The sequence below is a fragment of the Alkalinema sp. FACHB-956 genome (assembly GCF_014697025.1).
Taxonomy (GTDB): domain Bacteria; phylum Cyanobacteriota; class Cyanobacteriia; order Leptolyngbyales; family Leptolyngbyaceae; genus Alkalinema.
Map to the genome: position 1 here is coordinate 176111 of NZ_JACJRC010000008.1, position 24700 is coordinate 200810.

Genomic DNA, 24700 nt, shown 5'->3' on the forward strand with positions numbered 1-24700 from the left:
TAACTTACATACACATATTGTTACGGAGCTATTACAGGGCCATTTACGTAAATAATCCAGCCTATCACTGATTGTCTCGAAGGAGCCTTGGGTACAATTTCCGAAGGGGGGCTTATCCCAAGTCTTGTCGCATTGCATCAAAAAAATTGCCATTTCCATCCCTTGGCAATGACTCAGGTTGCATGATTACCGCGTATTCCAGTCCTTCAATTCGCCTCCTTGCTGATCTGCCATGCCTCGAATCTTGTTAGTGGAAGACAATGAAGTCAACCGAGAAATGCTATCTCGGCGGTTGTTGCGGCGCGGGTTTGAGGTGTTGATTGCAGTGGATGGCAAAGTAGGGGTTACGGCAGCCATTGAAGCAAAACCTGACCTGATCTTGATGGATATGAGCTTGCCCATTCTGGACGGATGGGAAGCGACCCGACAAATCAAAAATCACCCTGATACCCAACATATTCCAGTCATTGCTCTGACCGCCCATGCCATGGTGGGCGATCGGGAGCGATGTCTAGAAGCAGGATGCGACGAGTACGATACCAAACCGATCGATTTTTCTCGCCTGCTTTCCAAAATTAGTACCTTTCTCGGAAACGACGTGGTGCCATGAAGCCTATCCGCCTCTCTTCTAAATCCCCCAGTCTGAGCCTACGTCGCAAAACTCTGGGAATGATTGGGATCACGTTAGTAGGACTCAATGTCACCCTGTTTTTAATTTTTTCAAGCTTGTTACTGCGCAACGCACAACAGGCAGATCATCGGCAAGCTCAGCATGATATTGAGATCGCCAGCCAATTTGTGGATCACACCCTCGAGGAGATCAGCGATCGCTTTAGCGATTGGTCGTCTTGGGATGATACCTATAACTACATGCAAACCCGTGATCCAGGGTTTATTGAGTCGAATTTGATTGACTCTCAGCTTGCCTTGCTGGATGTAAATCTGATTGCCTTTTTTAGTCCCACTGGAGAGTTGGTTTTTGGGACGATGTACGATTCGAAAAAGGCACGTTCAGAACCCATTCCGCCGGAAATCCTCAAAGCTTTAACTCCAACCAGCCCCATTCTGAAGCCCCCATCCCAGCAAGAAGATTTAACCGGATTAATTCAAGCTCCCGAGGGAGCGATGCTGCTGGCATCCCGTCCCATCCTCAATAGCAAACGCCAAGGCCCTGTGCGGGGGCGTATGGTCATCGGGAAGTATTTCCACAACAGTCATTTTCTCGCATACTCAAAAATGTTGCGTCTGCCCCTCCAATCACACTCTATTGTGAATGGTGAATTTCCCAAGGAACTTAAGCATATTCAGTTCAAACCACAGGATCCCGTCACAGTGGATGTGCACGAGGCATCGTCGAAAATCATCCATGCCCATACTGTTCTCAAAGACTTTTTTGGCAATCCTGTCTTGGCCTTAACCCTGGATAATCCTCGATCGGCTTACCAACAAGGTTGGCAGACGCTCTACTCACTGATGGGCCTCAGTATCCTCGTGGGCTTGGTTTTTGGTGGAATGACGGTTTTAAATTTAGAAAAGTTGGTGCTGGCTCGGCTCAGTCGCTTAAACAAAGAAGTCAAAAATATTAGTCAATTACGACGGCTAGATCAACGCGTCACCGATCTAGGCACCGATGAATTGGGCAATCTCAGTCGTACTTTAAATCGAATGCTCAATGCACTCGAACAGTACGAGCAGGAACAACATCAAGCCGCCGCCGATATCCTTCATGCTAAGGAAGAAGCGGAAGCAGCCAGTCGCGCCAAGAGCCAATTTTTAGCCAACATGAGCCACGAACTGAGAACGCCGATGAATGCCATCATTGGCTTTAGCGAAATGCTCATGGAAGATGCAGCCCAAGCCCACAAAACTGACCTATTTCAAGATCTGGAAACCATCCACAACGCCGGCAATCATTTGCTGAGATTGATCAACGACATTTTGGATATTTCCAAAATCGAAGCTGGCAAGATGGAGCTTTACCTAGAGAAGTTTCCAGTTCTGTCTTTGGTGCAATCGACGATCGAGACCATTCAACCGTTACTCCAAAATAACGCCAACCATCTCGTAACCCATTTATCACCTGACTTGGGTGAAATGTATGCGGATGCAGTCAAGGTGCGTCAGATTCTCTATAACTTACTGAGTAATGCCTGCAAATTTACCCACAACGGAACGATTAGCCTCAGTGTCGATCCCATTCCCGAATCTCAAAGCATTCGTTTTCGGGTGATAGATTCTGGCATCGGTCTGTCCCAAGAGCAGATCGGCCAACTTTTCCAAGCATTTTCCCAAGCAGATAGTTCAACCACTCGTAAATATGGTGGAACGGGGTTAGGTCTAACCATTACCCAACATTTTTGCACCATGATGGGCGGCACTATCTCGGTTGAGAGCACTTTGAATGAGGGCTCAACGTTTGAGGTTCTGCTGCCTCAACAAGTCTCTGCTCTGCAGCCGAGTGAGCCCCCATTGATCCAGCAGCCCCGCACCCCCTTCAAAGCCCAAAATCTTCCACTGTTACTCGTGATTGATGATGATCCGAACTTTCACGAATTGATTCGTCGTCAGCTCACGAGCTACCCCCTGCAAATCGTGGATGCAATGACGGCAGAAGAAGGCATTCAAATTGCCAAAACCATGAAACCACAGGTCATTACGTTGGATGTGATGATGCCCAATCAAGATGGGTGGTCTGTTTTAATGACCCTAAAGCAGGATCCAGAACTCGCTCAGATTCCTGTGATCATGACCACGATCGTGGAGAACCCCCGCCTCGGCTATTCCCTAGGAGCGACGGATTATTTACTCAAGCCCGTGAGTCGTGAACGCTTGCAATCCACCTTGGAGAAGTACTGTCCCCCAGACAATGCAGACTATGGCAAAGCCATCAGCCCGGATCGAGTGAGTGAAGAAATTTATAAGCTGCTCTTTGGGTAAACCTCCAATTGGGGATAAATTGGGTAACGGTTCAGAGTCAGGGTAACGGTTGGGAGAAGCGGGGTTTCTAGTTGCGAAGTCGGTAGAACAGGACACACATTCTCCTACAATGATTAGGACAATTGTTGCTTAAAGCCCAGGGTGCTCACAGCACTCATGGTGCTCACAGCAGGGGATTCATCGGTTTCAAACATGGCGACGAACTACCGCGTAGAAATTTTGCATCAAGGCCAAACCCATGTCATTGAGGTACCAGACGATCGCACCGTTCTAGAGGTTGCCAATGAGATGGGGTTGGATTTGCCCGTATCTTGTACCGCTGGTGTCTGCACCACCTGTGCTGGCAAAGTGCTGGAAGGCAAGGTCGATCAAGCAGATAATTTAGGGATCAGTGCTGAGTTGCAGGCGGAAGGATATGCCTTGCTCTGCGTGTCCTATCCTCGCTCTAACCTCAAAATTGAAACTGAAAAAGAAGAAACAGTCTACCATTTGCAATTCGGCCAATACCAGCAATAAGGCCATCCTGAAGAATCAGTCCATCCTTGGGATAAGCAACTCATGAACGATCGACGAATGGAGCTGTCTAGCTCTGGCTGCCGAGGGCAACGATGAACACGGCTTTTATTACCTTGGATGTCAGTGTTCCGGCGAACTCTGCGGATCTTCCAGGGGTGGTTGAAACAGCCCTACGACAGTATGGTGAGCCATTGCGTTGGGCGATTACCGAGATCGTTTCTACAACAGACTCTGAGAGGGGGAGCACCCGTTTTGCCACACCGCTTAGTCAGGCCAAGGCAAGGATTGAAGCGATCGTTACGACGGGTTGTAGCCCCTCGAATTGTCAGGCTCCAGGTTCAACCTAACCTGTGCTGTTTCCAGATCTTGAACGTTCTGACTGTGTCATGGTGAACCGACCTTATACTGTTGGCCTGATTATTCCAACGGGCATTGGAGCCTCTGTGGGCGGCTACGCTGGAGATGCACTCCCCGTTGCACGGGCGCTCTCCCAAGTGTGCGATCGCTTAATTACCCATCCCAATGTCCTCAATGGAGCCCAGCTCTACTGGCCCATTGCCAATGCCCTCTATGTAGAAGGCTATGCCCTTGATCAGTTTGCTGCTGGCCAATGGGGGCTACAGCCCGTGCATCAGAATCGGATCGGATTACTGCTGGATGCGGCGATCGAGCCGGAATTGCGTTGGCGTCACCTACAGGTGGCAGATGCAGCGCGGGCTACCTTGGGGCTGGATTTGACTGATTATGTAGTGACCGATCAACCGCTGGGAGTGGAACTCCGCACCGCCCCATCCGGTGCCACCTGGGGCACCATTCAAGCCCCCGATAGTCTGTTGCGAGCAGCCCACCGACTCATTCATGATGTGAAAGCGGACGCGATCGCTGTGATCGCTCGCTTCCCGGACGATCCAGGAACCGAAGCCTTAGAAAATTATCGCCACGGTCAAGGAGTAGATCCTCTGGCGGGGGCAGAAGCGGTCATCAGTCATCTCGTGGTGCGCCAATTTCAGGTGCCCTGTGCCCATGCCCCCGCCCTAGAACCATTGCCTTTGGATCCGACGCTCTCTCCTAAGTCCGCCGCAGAAGAAATTGGTTATACATTCTTGCCCTGTGTTCTGGCAGGTTTGAGCCGTGCCCCCCAATTCATTGATCGATCCCAGGGCGATCGTTCGATCGTCGGCTCTGCCTCAGCAACAACGGTATGGCGTGATCAACTCGATGCATTTATTGTTCCAGAAACGGCCTGCGGAGGCAGTGCAACCTTGCATCTCAGTCAATCTCGCACTCGCATTATCACCATTCGAGAAAATTCAACTCGGATGCAAGCTGGTCCCAGGGATCTTGGAATCACGACAATTTCTGTCCAGTCTTACTTGGAAGCGATCGGAGTCATTGCTGCCCATCGAGCGGGAATAAGCCCAGCCGCTTTAGGCCCATCCATCCTACCTCTCCAAGAATCCCGATCTGCCCTCCAACCATCGTGAGCTGCTTAATGTTACCTGTCTCCTGTTTTTGGATCCTGATTGGGCCTTAGTTGTGATTGGTAGACAATCTGTCCCAAAATCTTGGTATTGTTTCGATCATGGACGTTATCTACTTTCTTCATCCAGAATTTTTTACTGTTCTTCCTTAAGTTCTGCTAGTTGTCCTCCTAAACTCTATCGAACGTGACCAATCCTCCCAACTCTCCCAACCTGGAGCCAATGACCCGCACTCAAATCTTGATCGTGATGGCGGTTACGGCGATCGGATTGCTTTTAGTCGCTCGAATTTGGATGCAGGTCAGTACTGTGAATCTCTTGGCAGTCCAGCTTACAGGAGTCGCCGTTGGGCAAGGAATCTTGTTAGGACTGGGAATTAGTCTAGCGAGTATTCTAATTTATCAGGTCTGGGCGGATTATCGACATAGCGCAGATTATTATCTTGAACTGATTATTAAACCCCTCATTTTGTTGGATTTAATTTGGCTCGGCTTGTTACCGGGACTGAGTGAAGAGCTGCTGTTCCGGGGCATTATGCTGCCAGAATTTGGCCTGAATTGGCAAGGCTTAACGCTTTCCAGCATCTGTTTTGGCGTGCTCCACCTCTCTAGCCTCAAGCATTGGGCCTATGTGGTGTGGGCTAGTGTGATTGGTATTGTCTTGGGAATCAGTGTGATTCAGACAGGTAATTTGTTGGTACCGATCGTGGCTCACGTATTCACCAATATCCTATCGGGCTTGATTTGGAAGTTTAGACATCGATCGTCTTAAAAGCAGACCTACGAGTCATGGCTCTCAGATTCTGGATGGCTAGGGTTCCGTCAGGCAGATTTTGATGGAATAGAGACTCTCGAAATTTAAATAGCATCAGTGCTCTAGCATCTCAGGATCTGTCAAATTTCACGGGACTATCCTAGCCATGGGCCAGTCACTCAGCGCAGCAAGCCAGCACAGCAACACAACCTTGATTGCCGTCAATCATCTCTGACAATCACTTCGCCGATGCAATTACTGCATAACTGAGTTGAATGATGAGTTGGATGGTGAGTTGGATTCAATGCCTGTTAGATCCGGCATCTAGAGAAAAGAGGGAGAAATTGTAATGGTTAGTGGATTATTAATAGACTTTTTTATATTCTCCTCTCCAGCTTTCCGAGCATTCCAATGTCTCCGATCGAACTAAAATCGTGAGTTGGCCTAGGTGATTTGAATCACTCGAAGTTAGTTAGAAATACTGATGTCACGGAATAATTCAACACTCATTATTTTTGAGATTCTAGAATTTTGATGGGCTTTTCCGGTGGGCACGGAATGGAAATATAAAGGAACGAATAACTTCTTTTTAGAGACTTCAACTAACAGAATTCCGTAATGATAGATGGTTGAACTGATTGGGAAATTTAGTTAAAGCAAGTTCTCCATTGACTTTATGTAAAGCGAGTTTTTATACAACCCAGAAAATACAAATTTGTGAGAAGATTTGCTGGGTAGTCATCAATACCCGGTAATTGAGTTCATACACAAGAATTTATTTCTAGACATCTATGTACAACAGTGAGGAGATTGCGCAGCAATCCTGGCTCTTTCATTCCTGGCTAGAAGCTGCACCTTTTGTTGAGTATCGAGGTTGGCTCATCCGAGCTTACCCTGAGGGAGAAGATTGGGTGTGGGATGTCGTCGCCCCCCCCGATCGAGGTAGTTGTTGGTTTGAATCTGGTCACGTTTACCGATCAAAATCGAAAGCACTGTTGGAAGCACGACGCTTGATTAATCAAATTGCTGTCAATGAAGCAATTTCATCTGTTTTAGAATCGCTACACCAAGCCAATCAAATTTCGTCTCCAGAGTATCAGGCACTCCTTCAGAGCCTAACACCCGCCTCTCTTTCGTTAGCTTAGCGGCCTAGTTGAACTTTCATTCGTTTTCTTGGCTTGCTTACCTGCTACGAACTGAATCTTATCAACTCTAAATTTTATTCACTCTAGGTTTTATCAACCTATGGTTTTATCAACGCCAGCTTGCTGCCTCAATGGGTTAGCTTCGGTGGGTTGATTCAGTGCTCCCAGATTATTCGGCTAAAGTTTCCTTCGGTATTGATCCTTCTTTCGTACCCTTCATTTCTCGATCGCTTTAGGATCTCGCAATTCAGACATTCCGTAATACCCCTAGTATTCTCTAACGATACTTTAAAACTACAACTCAATTGTGCTTTTACAGATAATCTTTCTGCACAGTTATTTTTTTCGATGGCAATGACTAAGTGCAAGAATTGGCTTATTGATGTTGAGTGCATGGGTAAGGTTAGATTTATCTTTTTGGAAGATAGATCTAATTCGTTCTTCAACTAAGAAGTTCACAAAATCGTTGGAGCTGAGATTTAATTTTTACCAACTTCAATTTAAAAATATTTCTTGTAAAAACAAACTAGATTTCAAGAAATTCCACAACTTAATTCAGTTAAAGCCAATTTTATCAATCCTTAAGTTAAAACTTGGTTTGCAATCAATTAGTTTGCGATCAATCAATTCAGAGTAATTTTGTACTGAAATGATACCGAGTACTGCAATCGAGTCCTGTCATCTTAGTAAGCGATAGCGGCCTCACCTCCCACAATTCTGTTCGCTCATCCTTCGAGTCCGTTCGCTCATCCTTAGAGCCTGTGCCACCCCATTGGAACTGAACTGAAAAAAATTATGGATTCTTCCAATGGAATGACCGGAACCTAGTCCCGATCGCTGGAAACGAGTAGCAACCTTCTAACTCAGTTTCGGTGACTGTCATGCCAGGTTTTCTTGCAGGAACGAGCTTACTGCTCTGGTTTTTACTGATGTTTTGGCTGTATTGCAATGTGCCAGAGTGGATTTTTGTCCCTCTATTTGTGGTGGCAACCCTGTGGTACCTCAAGATGATGGAGCCCAAAAGCCCCTAAGCCAAGTCATTGCAGAATAGATCTTGATGTCTGTTCTAAACATTTGCCATGGATACTGTGCCGAACGATCGCACCCTAATGACCCAGTTGCAGGGAAAAGCGTGGCGGGAGCGGAACGAAGTGTTAAACCGAGTTGTTGTCACTGCGGCCCAAATGCAGGCGATCGAAGCACGGGTGTTTGCCGCAGAAATGCCGATCGCGGCCTTAATGGAAAAAGTCGCAGGACTCATTGCCCAACGGGTCATGGAATTGTATCCCCACACGCAATCGTCTCGCGTAGGCGTGTTAGTCGGTTCCGGACACAACGGAGGCGATGCCTTAGTGGTTGCACGGGAAATGTACCTGCAAGGCTATCAGGTCGTGTTGTGTTGTCCATTTACGTCACTCAAGGAACTGACCCAAGCCCACCTGAACTATGCCCAGAGCTTAGGCATTCCCTGTTACAACCATTGGGCAGAGGTTCCAGCTTGCGATCTGTGGATTGATGGTTTATTCGGCTTTGGGCTATCGCGATCGATCTCAGGTGCCTCAGCCGAAATTGTGACTCAGATTAATCAGCAAACCTGTCCTGTCGTCAGCATTGATCTGCCTTCTGGGATTCACACTGATACCGGAGCCGTTCTGGGGACAGCCATTCAAGCCACCCACACCCTGTGCCTGGGGCTGTGGAAGTTGGGACTCTTGCACGATCGAGCCTTACCCTATGTGGGCCAAGCAGAGTTGATTGATTTTGGTCTGCCCATTCCCGATATCCAAGCAGTTCTAGGAGCCGATCCAAGCATTCAGCGTATTACCGCCACATCAGCGCTAGCGGGTCTCACCCTACATCGCCCGGTCACAGTCCATAAATACAAGCTGGGCCATGTGCTGCTAGTTGTGGGTTCCCAGCGCTATCCTGGAGCCGCCATTTTAGCAGGCTTAGCGGCTCAAGCTAGCGGGGTTGGAATGCTCTCGATCGCGGTGCCAGCTTCATTACGATCCCTATTAGTGTCGCGGATTCCTGATGCTTTGGTCATTGCCTGCCCAGAAACAGACAGTGGTGCGATCGCAGATTTGCCGTCAGATATCAACCTGGAAAAATATCAGGCGATCGCGGCGGGATGTGGCCTGACAACGGATGCCCATGCCGTAGTGGAGCAGTTGTTGGCCTGCGATCGTCCAGTTGTATTAGATGCCGATGGTCTGAATTGCTTAGCCGATCGGGCAACCGCTCTGTTATCTCAACGGCAAGCCCCCACGATTCTGACACCACACACGGGCGAATTTGAGCGTCTTTGGCCCGGTCTACTGCAACAATCAATCAGTACCACCGCAGCCGTCCAACAGGCCGCACAGACCTGCCAGACTACGGTTTTACTCAAAGGGGCACGGGTGACGATCGCGAATCCTCAGGGCCAAGTTCGAATTAATCCGGCCAGTACCCCTGCCCTTGCCCGAGGGGGGAGTGGTGATGTGTTAACTGGATTGATGGGAAGTCTGTGGGCACAGGCGATCGGGTTAGCCCATCAAGCCCCCCTCGATCACGGATCCAGTCGGGCTAACCCTCCCACCGATCCCTTACAAATTGCCCAAACAGCGGCGTGGTGGCATGCCCAAGCAGGAATCTTAGCGGCGATGGAGCGATCGGAGTTAGGTGTGGATCCAGAAACGCTAACCCAACACTTACTCAAAACGCTGGTTCAATATGTCGGATCCAAGTAGTCCCAAGTGTGGCGAAAAATTTTCAAAAAAAGTTTGGCTAACCCCTTGCAAAATCTGAAGAAAGTCTTTACTATAAGAACTCGTGGAAGGCAAGGGTCGGTGCCCGAGTGGTTAATGGGGGCGGACTGTAAATCCGCTGGTTACACCTACGCTAGTTCGAATCTAGCCCGGCCCATTCCACACAACGCCCATGTAGCTCAGTGGTAGAGCACACCCTTGGTAAGGGTGAGGTCACGAGTTCAATCCTCGTCATGGGCTTTGGGTTTGAGCGCTCTACGACTGAGTTCTGGCGGTTCTTTCAAAAAATCGGTTGGGTGACTTTGGACTAGGTTGGGTAGGTTTGGGAGTCAAAATTAGGGCAGATTAAGGGCAGTGTTTTTACAGCCCTAACCTAGGCAGTTTGGGACGTTTGACGGTATGCCCATAAACTTTGCTGACCATGGCCGTGTTCCGGTGGCCCATGAGATAAGCAGCATCAGGTCAGGTGCCGCAGCTCGATCCAGAATGGGTCAGCATTCAACGGATTATTTATCGTGATCGGGGTAGCATACGAGTACAAGAACCTCATCCCAAGGTCATATTTATCAGTTCGCTGCCACTGGATGCTAACGGCCTAGAGTCGTTCTGGCAGAATGGCAGAATGAAGTTGTGCATGCTTACTCTATGGATCTCGGAAAGCTACGGCAGGACTATACCCAGGCAGGGTTAAATCGAGAAAGTCTCAAATCAAGTCCCTTTGAGCAATTTGAATTGTGGTTTCAGCAAGCTTGCGAAGCCGAGTTGTTGGAACCCAATGCAATGGTTTTAGCAACGGCTTCAGCGAGTGCGGCTCCTTCGGTTCGCACGGTGTTGTTGAAATATTTCGATCGCCAGGGATTTGTCTTCTTTACGAACTACGAGAGTCGCAAAGCCCAGCAAATCCAGGAAAATTCCCAAGTTGCGGTGTTATTTCTTTGGTTGGCGCTGGAACGGCAAGTGCAAATTACAGGACAAGCCATCAAAGTTTCCACGGCGGAATCCTTGAAATACTTTGCCACTCGCCCACGGGGAAATCAATTGGGCGCTTGGTGTTCTCAACAAAGTAGCATCATTTCTTCCCGGCAACTGCTGGAAATGAAATTAGAGGAAATGCAGCGTAAGTTTATGCACCAGGAAATCCCGATTCCCTCCTTTTGGGGTGGGTATCGCATCGTCCCCGACAGTGTTGAGTTTTGGCAGGGACGACCGAATCGGCTGCACGATCGCTTTCTCTACACACGTCAGGAATCCGAGGGGTGGGAGATCCAGCGTCTTGCACCGTAAATGTGGACATTGGCTAGGTCGATCGCGCGATCGACCTGCATAATCGATCGATCTCCAGCATGTGATACTCCAGCACCTTGAATTTCCCCGGATTCAAGGTTTCCTATTTTGGAGGTTGATATGGTTCGTCAGTCAATTCAGCAGAGTATTTATAGAACCACTGTTGTTAGCAGTTTGATGATGGCAACAGTATCGATTCTCTACCCGTTGCAAGCCAGAGCAGAAATCCAGTCTACTCAATTTGAAATGTACCCCGTTGGCCAGTTTGTTCCCTGTTTGGCAAAGCCTGGACTGCAACCCAAAGTCAGAGTTACTGTTGTGCGTGGCGAATTAAACGACCATTTGAACATTCAGCTAGAAGGATTCAAGGAAGGGGTGAAGTTTGACCTGTTCTCGATCGAAAATACACCTCAGTTACCCGATGGTTCACGGGATCCTAATTTTAAAAATTTTGGGCTCGCTTGGTACCAATCGGATTTGGAAGCCGGGTCAACTTCACTGAGAACCATCTTTTTGGATCAAATTTTTGGCATTGACACCTCGGGAACCCGTGGCCCAGTCAAGACCTTCCACCTGGGCTTTTGGTTTAATAATCCCAAAGATGCCCAAGCCTGTGGTTTTGATGTCACCAAACCTACACCGTTTAATGGAGAACATCAAGCAGGGCCTTTGGCGTTTGTGACACGACAAATTGCAGGACGGGCAGCCAAATTAGGGCCACTCTGCACCAAACCCAACGGCCAAAAGTGTGATCCCTAGATCCCTTTTATCCCCAATCAACTGGTGTCGGTTCAGGGTAAAGGTTCAAGTAAAAGACACAGGTATATTTTATATTTATTGTCTGAGGTGAGTCACCTTACCCCTATTCTGGCTAACGCATCACAATTAACTACACGATCGCCGATGGCAAAGGCAAAGAGGTTACTAGTAGCTTCATCACGTACCAGGGGGATTTTCAATACGGAGCTGCCTTACCGTTTTCTACCACGCGATCGACACCAGGAGCCAGCGCTAAAATTACGTCTGTGGAATGGGCACATTAAAGACAGTTCGAAGTTTGGGTTGTAATAGAAGAGAGCTGAGCAATCTCAACTGTTACAAGAAAAAACATCATGTCTCAATTAACGATCGAGGGTTACTCGATCGTTTTTCTGTTTGAAGACCATCGCAAAAATCACAACCATGCAAGGCAAAGTTTGTACCAAAGGAACACTCAATACATTGAATTCAAAGCCAATGGCTTAGAGTTATTTAACTGTGATTTTAATCACTAGGATGATTGTAAAATTTAATCCGGAATAGCAACTTTAGAAAGCGAATTAAACATTAGAAGCAAACACTAGAATTCAACATTAGCAATCAAATTTAGTGCAAATCTTCTCTAGTTAAACTATCTAATGCCATAGCATTCACAATAACGTTGCCTCAGATAATTCTTGGATCAGACAAAACTGAACCCAGGCGAAGAATAACACTGGAATTGCAACAGTTCGTGAGGTTCTACAGCGGAACACCCTGGGAATCAGCTAGGATATTTTGACTCGACCATTGCCAACCTACAAGCACTCATCCAATATTCCTATGAAATGCTGGCAAGGCTATAGGCTTCTACATCCCTCGATACCCCGATCGCTCCTGTTAGGCTTACTCATCATTCCGTCGATCGGCCCCCTGATCCCTGGGTTAGGACTGCGCCCTGCACTGGGGGAAACTCGTCTTTCTCCCGCAGCAAAATTACCCACAGCAAAATTACCCACAGCAAAATTACCCACAGCAAAATTAAATGTATTAGCGCGATCGACTCCAGCTCCGGTCATTCCGCCCTTAGATATCCCTAAACTCAAAGCTAGCCTCGATCGGGAAGATTTAGCCGATGCCATTAATCAGGTTGAAGTGGGTTGGAAAGCCCAATACGAAGCCTTTTACGAAGGAAAACTGAGTAGCCAATTACTCAATCTAGAGCAAATTCAAACACGACTAAACCAGTTAACGCCCCAAACAAAAACGAAAACAGCCCTCCTTTATGCCATTCCCCTGCCCGATCGCCTAGATATCATCCTTGTCACCCCACAGGGCAAACCCATTCATCGATCGATACCCACCGCGACTCTCAAAGCCCGCAATCAAGTTGCTGCACAATTTCGCCTCGGTGTCGTCAATCCACTGACAGAATCTCAAGAATACCTCCCCGCCGCACAGCAACTATACCAATGGCTGATTGAACCCGTTGCGCAGGATTTAAAACAACAGGAAATTGGCACCATTTTATTTTGTCTCGGCACAGGACTGCGGGGCTTACCCCTGGCAGCACTGCACGATGGTCAGCAATATTTAATTGAAAAATATAACCTAGGGGTGATTCCAGCCTTTAACCTCCTGGATCATCGCCCCAATAATCTGCAAGGGTTGCAAGTGTTGGCCATGGGTTCCGCCAAGTTTGCCACAGCCCCCCCTTTACCTGCGGTTCCGATCGAACTCCAATCCGTCACCCAATCCGTAGGCCAAGGCAAACAACTTCTCAACGAAGACTTTACCCTGGAAAATCTACAAAAAGCGCGATCGCAGCAACCCTTCGGCATCGTTCACATCGCCACCCATGCGGTCATCTCAGCCCATTCTGCCCAGGATTCCTACCTACAACTGTGGGATCAACCCTTACGCTTGACGGATATCCGAGAACTCAACCTCAGAGTGCCTGTGGTGCAATTGCTGGTGTTGAGTGCCTGTCAAACGGCTCTGGGGGCTCCTAACGCAGAACTCGGCTTTGCGGGATTGGCGGTGCAGTCCGGAGCCAAGGCCACGATCGCCAGTCTGTGGGCGGTGGATGATACCGCAACCTTGGTGCTGATGCGGCATTTATACGATCGACTCAAACAGGCTCCCATTAAATCCGCCGCGTTACGGCAGGCACAACTGGCCATGCTCAAACCAACCGCCTCCGATCCTTTAAAGTTAAACCAAACCTTAAGTTTTTCCAGTCCCCTTGCCTCCCGCACAGGCGATCAACCGTTATCCTTGGCCTCGTTGCCCACGTTGGCGCAAACGGACTTTTCCCATCCTTACTATTGGGCAGCATTTACAGTGATTGGTAATCCCTGGTAGAAACAGGACAAGGACATTCAGCCATGCCTATGCAGCCCCGTAAAGATCTCATTGCTAGCTTCTCCAGTTTTTTGCAGTTCCAGTCCGATCGTGCAGCAGGCTGGGTCGTGGATGCCCGATTGCGCCGCAGTATGCAAAACCAGGTGACCCAAGATGCCCCTCAGGAGGTAACCCCAACGCGATCGGATGAGTTTTGGGCCACCTATTGGCATCGGGTCTGGCAGACCAGCGAAACCCCTCAAACGCCTGCCCTGCGCCAACGGCTTGCCTTGGGTCATCTCTCGGCTTATCTCCAGGAAACCTGCTACTGGAGCGTCCATCGCACTATTCCCCACGTCAGTTCCACCCAGGTCAGCTTTTCCGATTGCTTTCAAGGGGTGATTGCGGAGGTTCCCCGATTGCTGCGGGCCTTCGATTCCAGCCAGCGCCCCAGCCTCAAAACCTACGCCAACACAGCTTTTTGCAACATCCTACGCAGTAATCTCCGGCAACAGCGGGAAATCGATCTCTGTAGCGAATGGAGTTTGTTGCTCAAACTCAGCCGTCGATTACTGGTGGAAACGTTGAGTCAAGCAGGTTTAAGTTCCCGTCAGCAGCAGGACTATCTCCTAGCGTGGACTTGTTTTATGGCGGCCTACCCCCCCAGCCGCAGTACCCAAGGCCGTACCTGTACTGGCCCCGATGCCGAGACTTGGGCAGAGATTGTAGCGCAATATCACCAGCAGTATCACCAGCAAGCCGCTACGGAACGAAACTCTGGTGCTTCCCCAGAGCAGACCCCAGCCGTCGAGACGGACGTTACAGCGGAAATCCTAGAAACCTGGCTGAAACAAATGGCGAACCAGGTGCGGCGGTACCTCTATCCTGCAACTCAATCGCTGAATGTGGCGGCGGGGGATGGCGAGGAAGATTGGCAGGTGGATTTGCCCGATGTGCAACGCGACTCGCCGATGGGGGAGTTAATTTCCCAGGAAGAAGCGGACGATCGCACGGCCCAGTTAGTGGCGATGCAAACTTTTCTCCAGGGGGCGATCGGGCAGTTGGATGATGTGGGGCAACAGTTACTCAAGCTGTATTACCAGGACAATCTAACGCAGCAGCAAATGGCCAAAGTTCTGGGCATTCAGCAGTACACCGTATCGCGAAAATTGGCCAAGGCACGGGAAACCTTGTTGCTGGCCTTAAGTCGTTGGAGTCAGGAGACGTTGCATATTTCTCTGAGTTCCACCGTGGTGAAGTCTATGAGCACCTTGCTAGAGGATTGGCTGCAATTGCATTATCGATCGAGTTCCTAAGAGCATCAGATCATTGCATTCTCACCTTGCTCACTCGCTTTGCGAACCACCCTTGCTAGCCGACCTAACGAAGTCGCCAGCCCACCACCGAGGAAAGTCCCATGAGTCTCCATCTAGAAAGTCCTACCGAACTGATTTTAGCCATTCCGCAAACTGTGCGATCGCAGGCAGAACACCAAAGCCAAGGCAGCACTGATACAGCGGGACAGTGGAGACTCTTTCTGAATCACCTCAGTTTGCAAACGATTTTACCCTGGCTGCGATCGGAATATTTTCCGCAAGCAACGGCATTCCCCAACGTTTCCAACCCCTCTAACGTTTGGGCCTGGGTGAATGGTGCAGGCATTCAGGTAGGGCAGAAGCGGCTCATTCTGCTCCCCGATCGCAGTGTGGATACCTCCGAATTGGTGGTTCCCCAGGAATGGGTGGATGCACCGGATTGGCTGGGGGATTATTTTCTGGCGGTGCAGGTGAATCTAGAGGAGAGTTGTGTCGATCTTTGGGGCTATGCCACCCATGAAATGCTCAAAACCCATGGACGGTATGAGGCCGATGATCGCACCTATCACCTCGATCGGGAATTTCTGGTGTCCGATATCTCGGTTCTGTGGGTGGTGCAGCAGTTGGCTCCCAATGAAGTGACGCAAGCCGCGATCGCGCCCTTAGCAACAGTCGAGGCAGTGCAGGCGGAGAACCTACTGCAACGCTTGGGGAATGCGACCAATCCCCGCTTAGAAATCCCCTTTTCACTGTGGGGATCATTAATCACCCAGGATGTTTGGCGACAACGCCTGTACCAACTCCGGCAAAATTTCTCCGTGGATTCGATACAGGCTAACCTCCAACAAACCTTACAACAATCTATTACTCGCTTAGGACAATGGTTCCAGAATCAATTTGAAACAGGTTGGCAAACCTTGGAGGAATTACAACTACAACCCGCGATCGCCCTGCGGGATGGGGAGGAAACGGTGGAGATCGTGCGACGGGTGAAAGCCCTGCGGTTAGCGGATCAGGTCGTGCTGTTGCTAGTCGCGATTACGCCGGAAGCGGATCAACGGGTGATGGTGCAGATACAACTTCGCCCGATCGCGGGGGTAGACTGCTTACCTGAAAATCTAGCACTCAGTTTAGTCACCCCTGAAGGAGAAACGGTACAAACAGTGCAAGCCCGATCGGCGGATAATGTGATTCAATTGCAACGGTTCCGCTGCCCGATCGAAACGGCCTTTGCGGTACAGGTCACATTAGAGCAAACCACGGTCATGGAATCCTTTATCGCGTAACGGCTGACTAACGGCGGGAAGGAGTGAGTATGAGTCAGCTCGTGGTTTTAAATTTAGGGAAGGGCAACTGGCAGCAGGGATTTCCGTCGATCGCAGCCCAAATTTGGGCGGAGAGCCAGACGAATCCCATTCAAGTCATGGGGAGTCTGCCCGCCCTACCGGAATTACAACGGTGTTTTCAGCAATGGCGTGATCTCTACCAAGCCCTGTATCGCCATTTAGGGGGAAGCCAACTGGGGGGGCTGCGATCGATTTTTGAAATTGATGAAACCGATGTTACCCATGTTTCCAAGTCAGAATTTAAAACCCTCTGCCAAACATTACACAGTCTGCTCAATCAAGCACTGAGCGATCCGGCCTTCCAAGCGATCGAACGCCAGTTGCGGACCCAGTTGAATCCGATCGAGGAAGTGCGGTTGGTGATTTTGGCGGATCAGTTGGAAATGCTACGGTTTCCCTGGGAACATTGGCAGTTTTTCGACGATTATCCCCGCGCGGAATTGGCGCTGAATCCGCCGAATTATGGTCGATCGATCACCAAACGCGATCCCATTCAATCCCGCAAAGTCCGGATTCTTGCCGTCCTAGGCAACAGTCAAGGGATTGAGATTGAGCACGATCGGACTTTACTAAGTCAATTACCCCAAGTAGATCTTCAGTTTCTAGTCGAACCAACTGCTCAACAGTTAAATCATCAGCTTTGGGAACAACCTTGGGATATTTTATTTTTTGCAGGTCATAGCAGTAGCCGCAGTCGAGGCATTCTGCAACTGAATCCCCAGGAAGAAATTACGATCGAAGATTTGAAATATAGCCTACGACGCTCGATCGAACAGGGGCTGAAATTAGCGATTTTTAATTCCTGTGATGGGTTGGGCTTAGCCCAGGATTTAGCGACCCTGCACATTCCCCAAATGATTGTCATGCGGGAACCTGTCCCCGATCGAGTGGCCCAGGAATTTCTGAAATACTTTCTCACCACATTTTCAGCGGGACAGTCGCTCTATCTGGCCGTGCGGGAAGCGCGGGAAAAGTTACAGGCGATCGAAGCCCAATACCCCTGCGCCTCGTGGTTACCCGTCCTCTGCCAAAATCCAGCGGAACCGTCCCCCCGTTGGCAGGATTGGTGTACGTTACCCGCTGCACCCGCGCCGAAATTCCCCCTGCGATCGCTCTCGATTGGGGTAACCAGTGGCATCTTGGTGGCGGGGTTGGTGATTGCAGTGCGGGCCTTGGGTTGGCTGCAAACGGCAGAATTGGCGACTTGGGATGGGTTGATGCGGCTACGACCGGGAGAATCCCCGGACGATCGCATTGTAGTCATCACGATCGGCGACCAGGACATTCAAGCCCAAGGCAACGAACCCCGTCGAGGCTCTCTGTCCGATCTCACCACCCGGCAACTTCTGACCCAATTAACCCAAGCCCAACCGCGTGTGATTGGGTTAGACATCTATCGGGATTTTTCCGCTAGCGATCCGCAGTTAGCCAAGTTACTGAAAAGCGATCGCTTGGTGGCTATCTGTAAACGCCCCGATGCCCAGGATGATGCCAGTGGTATTCTTCCACCACCGGAGACCCCTGGAAAACAAGTTGGCTTTAGTGATTTCGTTCAGGATTCCGATGGCATTGTCCGCCGTCAGTTAATTTCGATGTCTCCGCAATCAACATCCCGTTGTACAGCCAGCTATTCCTTCAGTGCCCAATTAGCGTTTCGCTATTTAGCCAGCCAAGGGGTGGCGATCGACTTTACCCCGCAACAGCAGTTGAAACTTGGACAAACGGTATTGAATAAACTGGGCCCTCGATCGTCGGGCTACCAGCCGGTGGATGCAGCGGGCATCCAATTTTTGCTGAACTATCGCAATGTGGGATCACCCGCTTCCCCTAGAAATGTGGCACGACAAATCGCCCTCACCCAACTCCTAAAGGGCGAAGTGAACCCAGAAATCTTCCGCGATCGCATTGTCATTGTCGGGGTCGTCACGCCCAACACGGGGGACATCTGGCCCACTCCCTACGGCCAAGCCTTTGCTACGCGCTTACCCGGCGTAATGGTGCAGGCTCAAATGGTCAGTCAACTGCTCAGTGTTGCCCTCGATCGACGACCGATGATTCACCCTTGGCCATTTCTGGCAGAGGGGCTCTGGATCGTTGGCTGGTCATTGACTGCGGTCGCGGTGGGGTTAGGCGTTCGATCGCGCCGTTATTGGATCAGCGCAATGGTTAGTGGATCGGGGCTGTTAATCATTACAGCTTATCTGCTGTTACTGCAAGGCGCTTGGGTGCCATTGCTGCCCCCGATGATTGGGCTATGGGCTAGTTCTAGCCTAACCCGTGCAATTAAATTTAAACCATCTAATCTTGGAGTTAAACCATGATGATACCTGTATCATTCCGGTTCTATGCGTTCTTAATGTTAATGACCAGTGGTTTCGGAATCACGTTCAGCGTTGATGCAAGAGCGAATGCGCAAGTTAATATGCAAGCTAATGTGCAAGCTAATGCACAAGTGAATGCGCAAGTGAATGCACAAGTTGAACTGAATGGAAGGGCCCAAAACTCGTCCAGCTTAGCCCAAAGTCTTCAATGGGATCCGCCTACCCCTCCCAATAGCGGCGAACCGGGCGGACGGGGCCAAGGCGGAGGCTCGCGCACCCAATGCGATCGCTATGCCAATCTGCAAGCGATCGTCCCCCCACTCCCATCGAAAGTACAGTGGGGTCAAACGGTGAGCGATCGACCCACGCTATGGATCTACGCGCCGGAGGGCTTTGCTGACCAGGAAATGGTGGAAATTCGCCTCAAGGATTCCGCAACGGGCACCTTAGTCAAACAACAGTTCCAAACGAAGGCGATCGGGCCAGGAATTACCAGCATTGCATTTCCAAACCAAGCCGCGCTCAAAGTAGGACAGTCCTACCAGTGGTTTTTCTCAGTGCAATGCCAACGCCCCGATATCAGTGATGCGGATACGATTAACACCCCAATTATTCTGCGTGGTTCAATCACTCGGATCGCACTCAAACTACCCATTGGACAACAGTTACGCCAACAGAAAGATCCGGTACAAAAAGCAATGATCTATGCCAAGAAAGGTATCTGGTTTGATGCCTTGACGACCTTGGGACAGCTATTGCGATCGCAAACGACCTCTCAAACAACTACACTGCAACCCTCAGCGGTCTCCATGGGAACGGTCTCCATGGGAACGGGCTCCATGGGAACGGGCTCCAGCAAGCCCCAGAGAACCGCTTCACCACAAACCCCGGATTCTCCGGGGCAGATGGCTTGGAAACAGTTATTAGACCAAGCTGGATTTGCCCCACTGGCCACCGTTCCCTTACAACCGGAGTTGGCCCCTGCCCAAAATTCTCGGTAATTGCAATGGGCATGGGAAATGCCCTACAGCAGCCCACGGTAGCGAATAAACAGTAAAACGACCGCCCAAGAGCCTAAGGTTACTTTGACTGCAACGAGAATATTGAGAATTGGAATAATTCCGCCGCTGAGGAGTTCTCCCATTTCCCCCCGTGGAAGTTCTAAACCTGCCAGGGTTAGCATTGCCAACACAACGAACATGAGGACTGAAATCTTTTCCCACATGGCCACACGCCAGCGCTGGTAAAGGGTCTGCATTCCTTCTAGGGAGGATGTCATGGCCACTAACCCGATCGCGGTTCCCCCCGCAACCCCTGCGGCAAACCCGCCCCCAGGACTTAGGTGTCCCCGAATTGCTAATTCAATCCCAACCAAGGCTGCAACGGTTGCTCCCAACCGCGCCAATAGCATGGAAGAAGAATCGGTAAATTGGTGGATTTGCACCGAAGGCCGGTCATTGGCTAATAAAAAGTGGGCTCCCATGATGGCGATCGTAAAGACAATTACCTCAAAAATGGTGTCATAGAGACGATTGTATAAAATAATCCCTGAGACAACGTTAGGAATAGCACTATCCTGCGCGATCGCATCCACTGCGGAAAAGGGTAAAACGGGCTGTGGATTCTTCATCCAAAGCATTTTGATGTAGAACACCAAGCCCGCTAGCAAGTAAATCCATTTCATCACCCTATCTCCTGCGATTTTGCGGAATGGATAGAATCAATCGACTGCCCAGCAGAGACCGCAATACTTAAGTCTACATAAGTTAAATTTGTACTGGGCAAGTCTAGTTCTGCTTTGAGAATTTCGTGGAGGCGCTGTAATCGGACTGCCAGTGCATAAGCAGGTGCATAGGCAGGTGCGGCAGCAATCCCATCACTCGGTTCCATCGCCGATCTCAGTGCTAAAGGCGACCCTGCGATCGGTAGCCAAGTCGCATGAATTTCCTTATGGTTCATCGCCTGTAGCAAAGTATCCCGATCGTCGTAGGTCACCCATTCCACCTGCATGTAATAGGACTTAAAAACTCGACGTAGAGCGATCAGAAGTTGCTGGAAATCCTGGTTCTTCGCTCCATCTTGATCCACTTGCATAGCCGATTCATCCTGTTGTAGGATTCCCAACCGGAATACCAGCGATGACCGTACTGTAATGACATACAAGGTGACCGCAAGCAATGTACCGACCAATGCCTCAGTCAGTGCAACATCTGCCGCCCCTAGCATTGCATAAACCAATGCAGAAATTGCTCCCAGCGCTCCACGGAGAATCAGCGCATGGTAGGGATTAGCTTGCACAACGACCATTAAAGCCGCCAAAGGCATCAAGGCCACAATCCAGTAGATGTAGTAATCAGTCATCATTCCTCCCAAGGTGCGCGTCCAGTCGAGGGCTGCTTGAGCAGTAGGCCAGCACGTAACCCAGCATGGTGTTCCAAAAAGCGAGGGAAAGAATTGCGAGTAGCAATAATGGCCATTCGCGGGAGCGTAGTAGCAACAATCCCACAATAATGCTGATTGAACCTAGCGTATCTGAAACCGAGAGGTTATGCAGCTTAAACAGAAGCGATCGACGACTCAGTAACGATGATGTGCCCCAAAACCAAAATATTAGTCCCATGGCAATGCAAGCATAGCTCAGTAAACGCATTAAGGTTCCCCCAGTTGTTTCACAATATGTGCCAAAAGCATTAAACCTGCATTGCCAACACTGAGAACAATGACCCCGACAATTCCAATCATCCAGTCATCTCGCAGTACAGAAATCAGCAAAATCATCACTGCAGCTTTAGTCGAAATACTCGAAAAAGCCAGCATCATTTGCCAAATATCATCATTGCGCCAGGATTCATACAGGGGAATGAGCAACGCCACAATCATGGCCATTAGAAAGAGGTTCAAAATCATAATCAAGTCTCAGGTCTGGATAGATGTGCTTTTCGATCGACAAGATGCACTTCATACCAACCTTCACCGTGATATTTCAAAACCGTGGTCTTGGGCGTAAAGGTGATGAGGAAAATATCTAAAAAGACTAATCCTGGCGATCGACGGGAGGAGGCTCGCTCCATGATGATGGCTTCGTGGGTGTGGGGGCGAAGTATTAAATCAAAGGCCTCGATGTAGGCTTGGGGAATGGCCAAAAGAATTTTTCCGATCCCTCGAAACAGATCTTTCAATCGTTCCGGTGAATGGGAGGGATATGGTAAAAACACGGCAATTGCAACGCCAATGAGAATGTTCACAAGACTCAGATTAGCGGTCAATAGGAACCAAATTGTCAGCCTGAGAATAAAATGTCCAATCATGGCAGCACCATCCAAAACAACAGAGCTAAGCTAAGGCTCATCACCCCAATGAGATGGTCAAATTGTTCAAACATTCGGGGTAATTTCACGACCAACCGACGGAAAATCAGCCAGTAGGCTAACCAGCCCAGCCCGATCGTGGCTAGGGGTTTGATCACATTTTGGGGTGTGTACGCATCGTAGTAGACCAAATTGGCCGCGACAAGTCCTCCCAACAACAGCAGGATGGCCGCCCAAAAGCCGATCGACTTGCCGCCAGATAAAGCACCCGGTGATTTTTGCACTGGTAAAAAGATGAACTTGGCGAAGGAGATTGCGGTTCCCAAGGCGGCTAAGTTCATGCCGATGATCTGCCAGGGCAAAAGATTTTTCATGGTCAATACTTTGGCTCCAAATCCCGCCAAAAGCGGAAACCCGGAGATGGAAAAGCTAGCGGCAACGACTGCCCCCCAGAGGCCAAAGGAAATGGGCTGATGCAGCAATTCCTTAAGATTACGGCTGGGTAACTGACCCACAATCAGGAAAAGGGACGCTTTGACCAGACCATGGGTGAGGGCATAGAATCCGCCCACTTCCGGGGCCGCTAAAATAAAACCCAATTGCGAAACTGTATGAAATGCCAACATCCGCTTGGCATCTTTTTCCACGACCGCATAGGCCACGCCAAATATAGCCGTTGCCACGCCAAACATGCGGACGATCGGATCAATTTCTTCCAATAAGAGCGCACAGCGGGCCAGGGGAAGGATAGCAGCTTTGACGACGACGCCAGACATTAAGGCAGACACCGGAGAGTCGGATTCTGCATGGGTGAGTGGCAACCACAGTCCTGATACAAAAACCCCGCCCTTCACCAAGAGTCCCAAAAGAATGAGGGCGATCGCTTCGGGGGGTGCCCCTCGTAATCCGGCTAAATCAAAGGAATGATGGGCTTTATAAACCAGTACCGCGCCGACCAGATAAAACAGCATGGCCACGTTACTGACGAACAGATACCGCAAACCGACCCACAGGGAGCGATCGCTACGGGGATAGGTCATGAGAATAAACGTGGAAATGCCAATCACTTCAAGAGCCACATATAAGCTCATGAAATCTGCACAGGCAAAGGCAGAATTCACACTACCGTGCAAGATCAATAATTGGGCATAGAAGAACGGAGTTTTATCGCTATCCCAGCAATAGAAAGTAACCGCAGCCGTGACTAAGGCATTGGTCAGAATGAAAAATGCAGTTAGTGGATCAAGCAATAGGCTAACGCCAAAATGATCCAGTAGCCTTAAGCTCAGGGGTGATTCTGCCAGAAATAACTGCGTTGCATAGGCCGCGGATAACACTGCCCCCAACAGAGCAAAATAACGACTAACGCGCGGAATGAGGTAGACAATAAACCCTAGCAAAAAAGGACAGGCGATCCAAGCTAGTGTCCAGTAATTCATCCATTGATTCATCATGTATTATTCTTTTCGATTTCATGACATTCTAAGGTCGGATTATCTCGCGATAGCTTCATGGCTCCGACCAGCATGAGTGCTTGGATAGAGAGGCCAATCACGATCGCGGTCAAGATCACAGCCTGGGGAACTGGATCAGCATAGGCTCCTGCCGGAGACGACTCAGCCAAAATCGGCGTAAACACCCCATCCCGGCCTGCAATCACGACATAATACGTAACCACACCGGTACTCATGACATCCATGGCGATGATTTTCATCACCAAGTTCTTTTTGAACAGGATGCCGAAGAAACCAAACAAGATCGTTGCAAAAACAAATGCTTCTAACACCATACTTTTTGCCTAATCACAATATAGATTGACAGTAATGGCTTGAGATTTCGCTGAATAATGCACGATGACAAGCAATCATGGACGCAAGTGAATAACTTGCATCAAAGCCTGTGTCAGATACAGCATCGGTTGATTGAGCTCAGTTGAATGAATCCTACGCTCACAAGCTGGGAACTAGCTTCCTCTCGATCGTGGGTGATTCAATTGCGCCAATACGCTAATACATCCATGCCCATAAAATACCTACATCCCTGGTCTCTGGTGAACAAAAAAGCTTGGTCGAGAAATTAATCAGAATCACCATCAGAAGTCAGCAAGGGATGAGGTCAGGCCATTAGAGCATGAATGACAGATAGACCATGCAGCACTTGCGATCGCACATTACGATCGCAGGAGTTAAATCCAGGGTGGGAACCTCCATGAAAACAATAGATTGTTCTAAATAGTCCAATAAGCTTCAATAATTAAACTATTATCATTAATCAAGTTTCTCAGCAATGGTTTCTGATAGAAAAATTAAAGTAGTCCAGCAAGTATAGAGAATTTGTAACTACTCAGGCTTAAAAAAATAGAGAGTTTTTACAAGAATCCAGAAAAAGCAGTTAATTTAGCATTCTATTAGGGACTAGAGATTGAATCTGTGAGTAAACCTGCGCTTCAACCCATCCAGCTC

The 24700-nt window shown here is 49.3% G+C and carries 23 protein-coding genes and 2 tRNA genes; 18 read left to right on the plus strand and 7 right to left on the minus strand.

The annotated features are described in order from the left end of the window. The first annotated feature begins 232 nt into the window (after positions 1-232). From H6G21_RS11605 to H6G21_RS11690, 18 genes are all read left to right on the plus strand, one after another. Positions 233-610, plus strand: a complete 378-nt coding sequence (locus tag H6G21_RS11605; protein ID WP_190573558.1) for a response regulator — start codon at positions 233-235, stop codon at positions 608-610. Continuing rightward, positions 607-2937 (plus strand): CHASE4 domain-containing protein, encoded by a 2331-nt coding sequence (locus H6G21_RS11610; protein WP_190573559.1) that lies wholly within the window; start codon positions 607-609, stop codon positions 2935-2937. The genes H6G21_RS11605 and H6G21_RS11610 overlap by 4 nt, the downstream gene beginning before the upstream one ends. Positions 2938-3129: 192 nt before the next feature. Next, on the plus strand, positions 3130-3453 hold the full coding sequence (locus H6G21_RS11615) for a 2Fe-2S iron-sulfur cluster-binding protein (protein WP_190573560.1): 324 nt from the start codon (positions 3130-3132) through the stop codon (positions 3451-3453). A gap of 92 nt (positions 3454-3545) precedes the next feature. Further along, positions 3546-3800: a hypothetical protein gene (locus tag H6G21_RS11620; protein WP_190573561.1), complete on the plus strand. Its 255-nt coding sequence runs from the start codon at positions 3546-3548 to the stop codon at positions 3798-3800. 39 nt (positions 3801-3839) lie between these two features. After that, positions 3840-4937 (plus strand): DUF3326 domain-containing protein, encoded by a 1098-nt coding sequence (locus H6G21_RS11625; protein ID WP_190573562.1) that lies wholly within the window; start codon positions 3840-3842, stop codon positions 4935-4937. A gap of 219 nt (positions 4938-5156) precedes the next feature. Next, the gene (locus H6G21_RS11630; RefSeq protein WP_190573563.1) at positions 5157-5705 is read left to right on the plus strand and encodes a type II CAAX endopeptidase family protein; all 549 of its coding nucleotides are present in this window, start codon (positions 5157-5159) and stop codon (positions 5703-5705) included. 773 nt (positions 5706-6478) lie between these two features. Further along, entirely contained in the window at positions 6479-6832 is a 354-nt protein-coding gene (locus H6G21_RS11635; RefSeq protein WP_190573564.1) for a hypothetical protein, read from the plus strand. An 881-nt stretch (positions 6833-7713) separates the two neighbouring features. After that, on the plus strand, positions 7714-7863 hold the full coding sequence (locus H6G21_RS11640; RefSeq protein WP_190573565.1) for a hypothetical protein: 150 nt from the start codon (positions 7714-7716) through the stop codon (positions 7861-7863). A gap of 48 nt (positions 7864-7911) precedes the next feature. Further along, a complete protein-coding gene (locus H6G21_RS11645) occupies positions 7912-9564 on the plus strand; it encodes an NAD(P)H-hydrate dehydratase (RefSeq protein WP_242041778.1) in 1653 nt (550 codons plus the stop codon). A 93-nt stretch (positions 9565-9657) separates the two neighbouring features. Next, positions 9658-9739, plus strand: a tRNA-Tyr gene (locus H6G21_RS11650). A gap of 11 nt (positions 9740-9750) precedes the next feature. Then, positions 9751-9822: transfer RNA gene (locus H6G21_RS11655), tRNA-Thr, on the plus strand. 405 nt (positions 9823-10227) lie between these two features. After that, the gene (pdxH, locus tag H6G21_RS11660) at positions 10228-10866 is read left to right on the plus strand and encodes a pyridoxamine 5'-phosphate oxidase (protein ID WP_190573566.1); all 639 of its coding nucleotides are present in this window, start codon (positions 10228-10230) and stop codon (positions 10864-10866) included. A 120-nt stretch (positions 10867-10986) separates the two neighbouring features. Then, positions 10987-11625: a hypothetical protein gene (locus H6G21_RS11665; protein WP_190573567.1), complete on the plus strand. Its 639-nt coding sequence runs from the start codon at positions 10987-10989 to the stop codon at positions 11623-11625. Positions 11626-12447: 822 nt separating this feature from the next. After that, positions 12448-13968, plus strand: a complete 1521-nt coding sequence (locus tag H6G21_RS11670; RefSeq protein WP_190573568.1) for a CHAT domain-containing protein — start codon at positions 12448-12450, stop codon at positions 13966-13968. A 23-nt stretch (positions 13969-13991) separates the two neighbouring features. After that, complete coding sequence (locus H6G21_RS11675) at positions 13992-15263, plus strand: sigma-70 family RNA polymerase sigma factor (protein WP_199307161.1); 1272 nt, start codon at positions 13992-13994, stop codon at positions 15261-15263. 101 nt (positions 15264-15364) lie between these two features. After that, positions 15365-16549 carry a DUF1822 family protein gene (locus H6G21_RS11680; protein ID WP_190573569.1) on the plus strand — a complete coding sequence of 395 codons (1185 nt, stop codon included), beginning with the start codon at positions 15365-15367 and terminating at the stop codon, positions 16547-16549. Between the two features lie 29 nt (positions 16550-16578). Then, complete coding sequence (locus tag H6G21_RS11685) at positions 16579-18930, plus strand: CHASE2 domain-containing protein (protein ID WP_190573570.1); 2352 nt, start codon at positions 16579-16581, stop codon at positions 18928-18930. A 101-nt stretch (positions 18931-19031) separates the two neighbouring features. Further along, positions 19032-19931: a DUF928 domain-containing protein gene (locus tag H6G21_RS11690; RefSeq protein WP_190573571.1), complete on the plus strand. Its 900-nt coding sequence runs from the start codon at positions 19032-19034 to the stop codon at positions 19929-19931. A 23-nt stretch (positions 19932-19954) separates the two neighbouring features. On the opposite strand, the gene H6G21_RS11695 is transcribed toward H6G21_RS11690, so the two are convergent. The 7 genes from H6G21_RS11695 to H6G21_RS11725 are packed head-to-tail and all read right to left on the minus strand — an operon-like array spanning position 19955 to position 24024. Continuing rightward, complete coding sequence (locus H6G21_RS11695) at positions 19955-20614, minus strand: Na(+)/H(+) antiporter subunit B (RefSeq protein ID WP_190573572.1); 660 nt, start codon at positions 20612-20614, stop codon at positions 19955-19957. Continuing rightward, positions 20614-21291: a DUF4040 domain-containing protein gene (locus H6G21_RS11700; RefSeq protein WP_190573599.1), complete on the minus strand. Its 678-nt coding sequence runs from the start codon at positions 21289-21291 to the stop codon at positions 20614-20616. Before H6G21_RS11700 ends, H6G21_RS11695 begins: the two co-directional genes overlap by 1 nt. Beyond that, complete coding sequence (locus H6G21_RS11705) at positions 21284-21580, minus strand: monovalent cation/H(+) antiporter subunit G (protein ID WP_190573573.1); 297 nt, start codon at positions 21578-21580, stop codon at positions 21284-21286. Before H6G21_RS11705 ends, H6G21_RS11700 begins: the two co-directional genes overlap by 8 nt. Then, complete coding sequence (locus H6G21_RS11710) at positions 21580-21837, minus strand: hypothetical protein (protein WP_190573574.1); 258 nt, start codon at positions 21835-21837, stop codon at positions 21580-21582. The genes H6G21_RS11705 and H6G21_RS11710 overlap by 1 nt, the downstream gene beginning before the upstream one ends. A gap of 2 nt (positions 21838-21839) precedes the next feature. Next, positions 21840-22238, minus strand: coding sequence for a Na+/H+ antiporter subunit E (locus H6G21_RS11715; protein WP_190573575.1), 399 nt, complete (start codon positions 22236-22238; stop codon positions 21840-21842). Continuing rightward, a complete protein-coding gene (locus H6G21_RS11720; RefSeq protein WP_190573576.1) occupies positions 22235-23677 on the minus strand; it encodes a cation:proton antiporter in 1443 nt (480 codons plus the stop codon). The genes H6G21_RS11715 and H6G21_RS11720 overlap by 4 nt, the downstream gene beginning before the upstream one ends. Before the next feature lie 11 nt (positions 23678-23688). Then, complete coding sequence (locus H6G21_RS11725) at positions 23689-24024, minus strand: NADH-quinone oxidoreductase subunit K (RefSeq protein ID WP_190573600.1); 336 nt, start codon at positions 24022-24024, stop codon at positions 23689-23691. Between the last annotated feature and the right edge of the window lie 676 nt (positions 24025-24700).

Coding starts and splice junctions, on each gene's coding strand:
- H6G21_RS11605 (WP_190573558.1), top strand. CDS start 233: ATGCCTCGAATCTTGTTAGTGGAAGACAATGAAGTCAACCGAGAAATG.
- H6G21_RS11610 (WP_190573559.1), top strand. CDS start 607: ATGAAGCCTATCCGCCTCTCTTCTAAATCCCCCAGTCTGAGCCTACGT.
- H6G21_RS11615 (WP_190573560.1), top strand. CDS start 3,130: ATGGCGACGAACTACCGCGTAGAAATTTTGCATCAAGGCCAAACCCAT.
- H6G21_RS11620 (WP_190573561.1), top strand. CDS start 3,546: ATGAACACGGCTTTTATTACCTTGGATGTCAGTGTTCCGGCGAACTCT.
- H6G21_RS11625 (WP_190573562.1), top strand. CDS start 3,840: ATGGTGAACCGACCTTATACTGTTGGCCTGATTATTCCAACGGGCATT.
- H6G21_RS11630 (WP_190573563.1), top strand. CDS start 5,157: ATGACCCGCACTCAAATCTTGATCGTGATGGCGGTTACGGCGATCGGA.
- H6G21_RS11635 (WP_190573564.1), top strand. CDS start 6,479: ATGTACAACAGTGAGGAGATTGCGCAGCAATCCTGGCTCTTTCATTCC.
- H6G21_RS11640 (WP_190573565.1), top strand. CDS start 7,714: ATGCCAGGTTTTCTTGCAGGAACGAGCTTACTGCTCTGGTTTTTACTG.
- H6G21_RS11645 (WP_242041778.1), top strand. CDS start 7,912: ATGGATACTGTGCCGAACGATCGCACCCTAATGACCCAGTTGCAGGGA.
- pdxH (WP_190573566.1), top strand. CDS start 10,228: ATGGATCTCGGAAAGCTACGGCAGGACTATACCCAGGCAGGGTTAAAT.
- H6G21_RS11665 (WP_190573567.1), top strand. CDS start 10,987: ATGGTTCGTCAGTCAATTCAGCAGAGTATTTATAGAACCACTGTTGTT.
- H6G21_RS11670 (WP_190573568.1), top strand. CDS start 12,448: ATGAAATGCTGGCAAGGCTATAGGCTTCTACATCCCTCGATACCCCGA.
- H6G21_RS11675 (WP_199307161.1), top strand. CDS start 13,992: ATGCCTATGCAGCCCCGTAAAGATCTCATTGCTAGCTTCTCCAGTTTT.
- H6G21_RS11680 (WP_190573569.1), top strand. CDS start 15,365: ATGAGTCTCCATCTAGAAAGTCCTACCGAACTGATTTTAGCCATTCCG.
- H6G21_RS11685 (WP_190573570.1), top strand. CDS start 16,579: ATGAGTCAGCTCGTGGTTTTAAATTTAGGGAAGGGCAACTGGCAGCAG.
- H6G21_RS11690 (WP_190573571.1), top strand. CDS start 19,032: ATGCAAGCTAATGTGCAAGCTAATGCACAAGTGAATGCGCAAGTGAAT.
- H6G21_RS11695 (WP_190573572.1), bottom strand. CDS start 20,614: ATGAAATGGATTTACTTGCTAGCGGGCTTGGTGTTCTACATCAAAATG.
- H6G21_RS11700 (WP_190573599.1), bottom strand. CDS start 21,291: ATGACTGATTACTACATCTACTGGATTGTGGCCTTGATGCCTTTGGCG.
- H6G21_RS11705 (WP_190573573.1), bottom strand. CDS start 21,580: ATGCGTTTACTGAGCTATGCTTGCATTGCCATGGGACTAATATTTTGG.
- H6G21_RS11710 (WP_190573574.1), bottom strand. CDS start 21,837: ATGATTTTGAACCTCTTTCTAATGGCCATGATTGTGGCGTTGCTCATT.
- H6G21_RS11715 (WP_190573575.1), bottom strand. CDS start 22,238: ATGATTGGACATTTTATTCTCAGGCTGACAATTTGGTTCCTATTGACC.
- H6G21_RS11720 (WP_190573576.1), bottom strand. CDS start 23,677: ATGAATTACTGGACACTAGCTTGGATCGCCTGTCCTTTTTTGCTAGGG.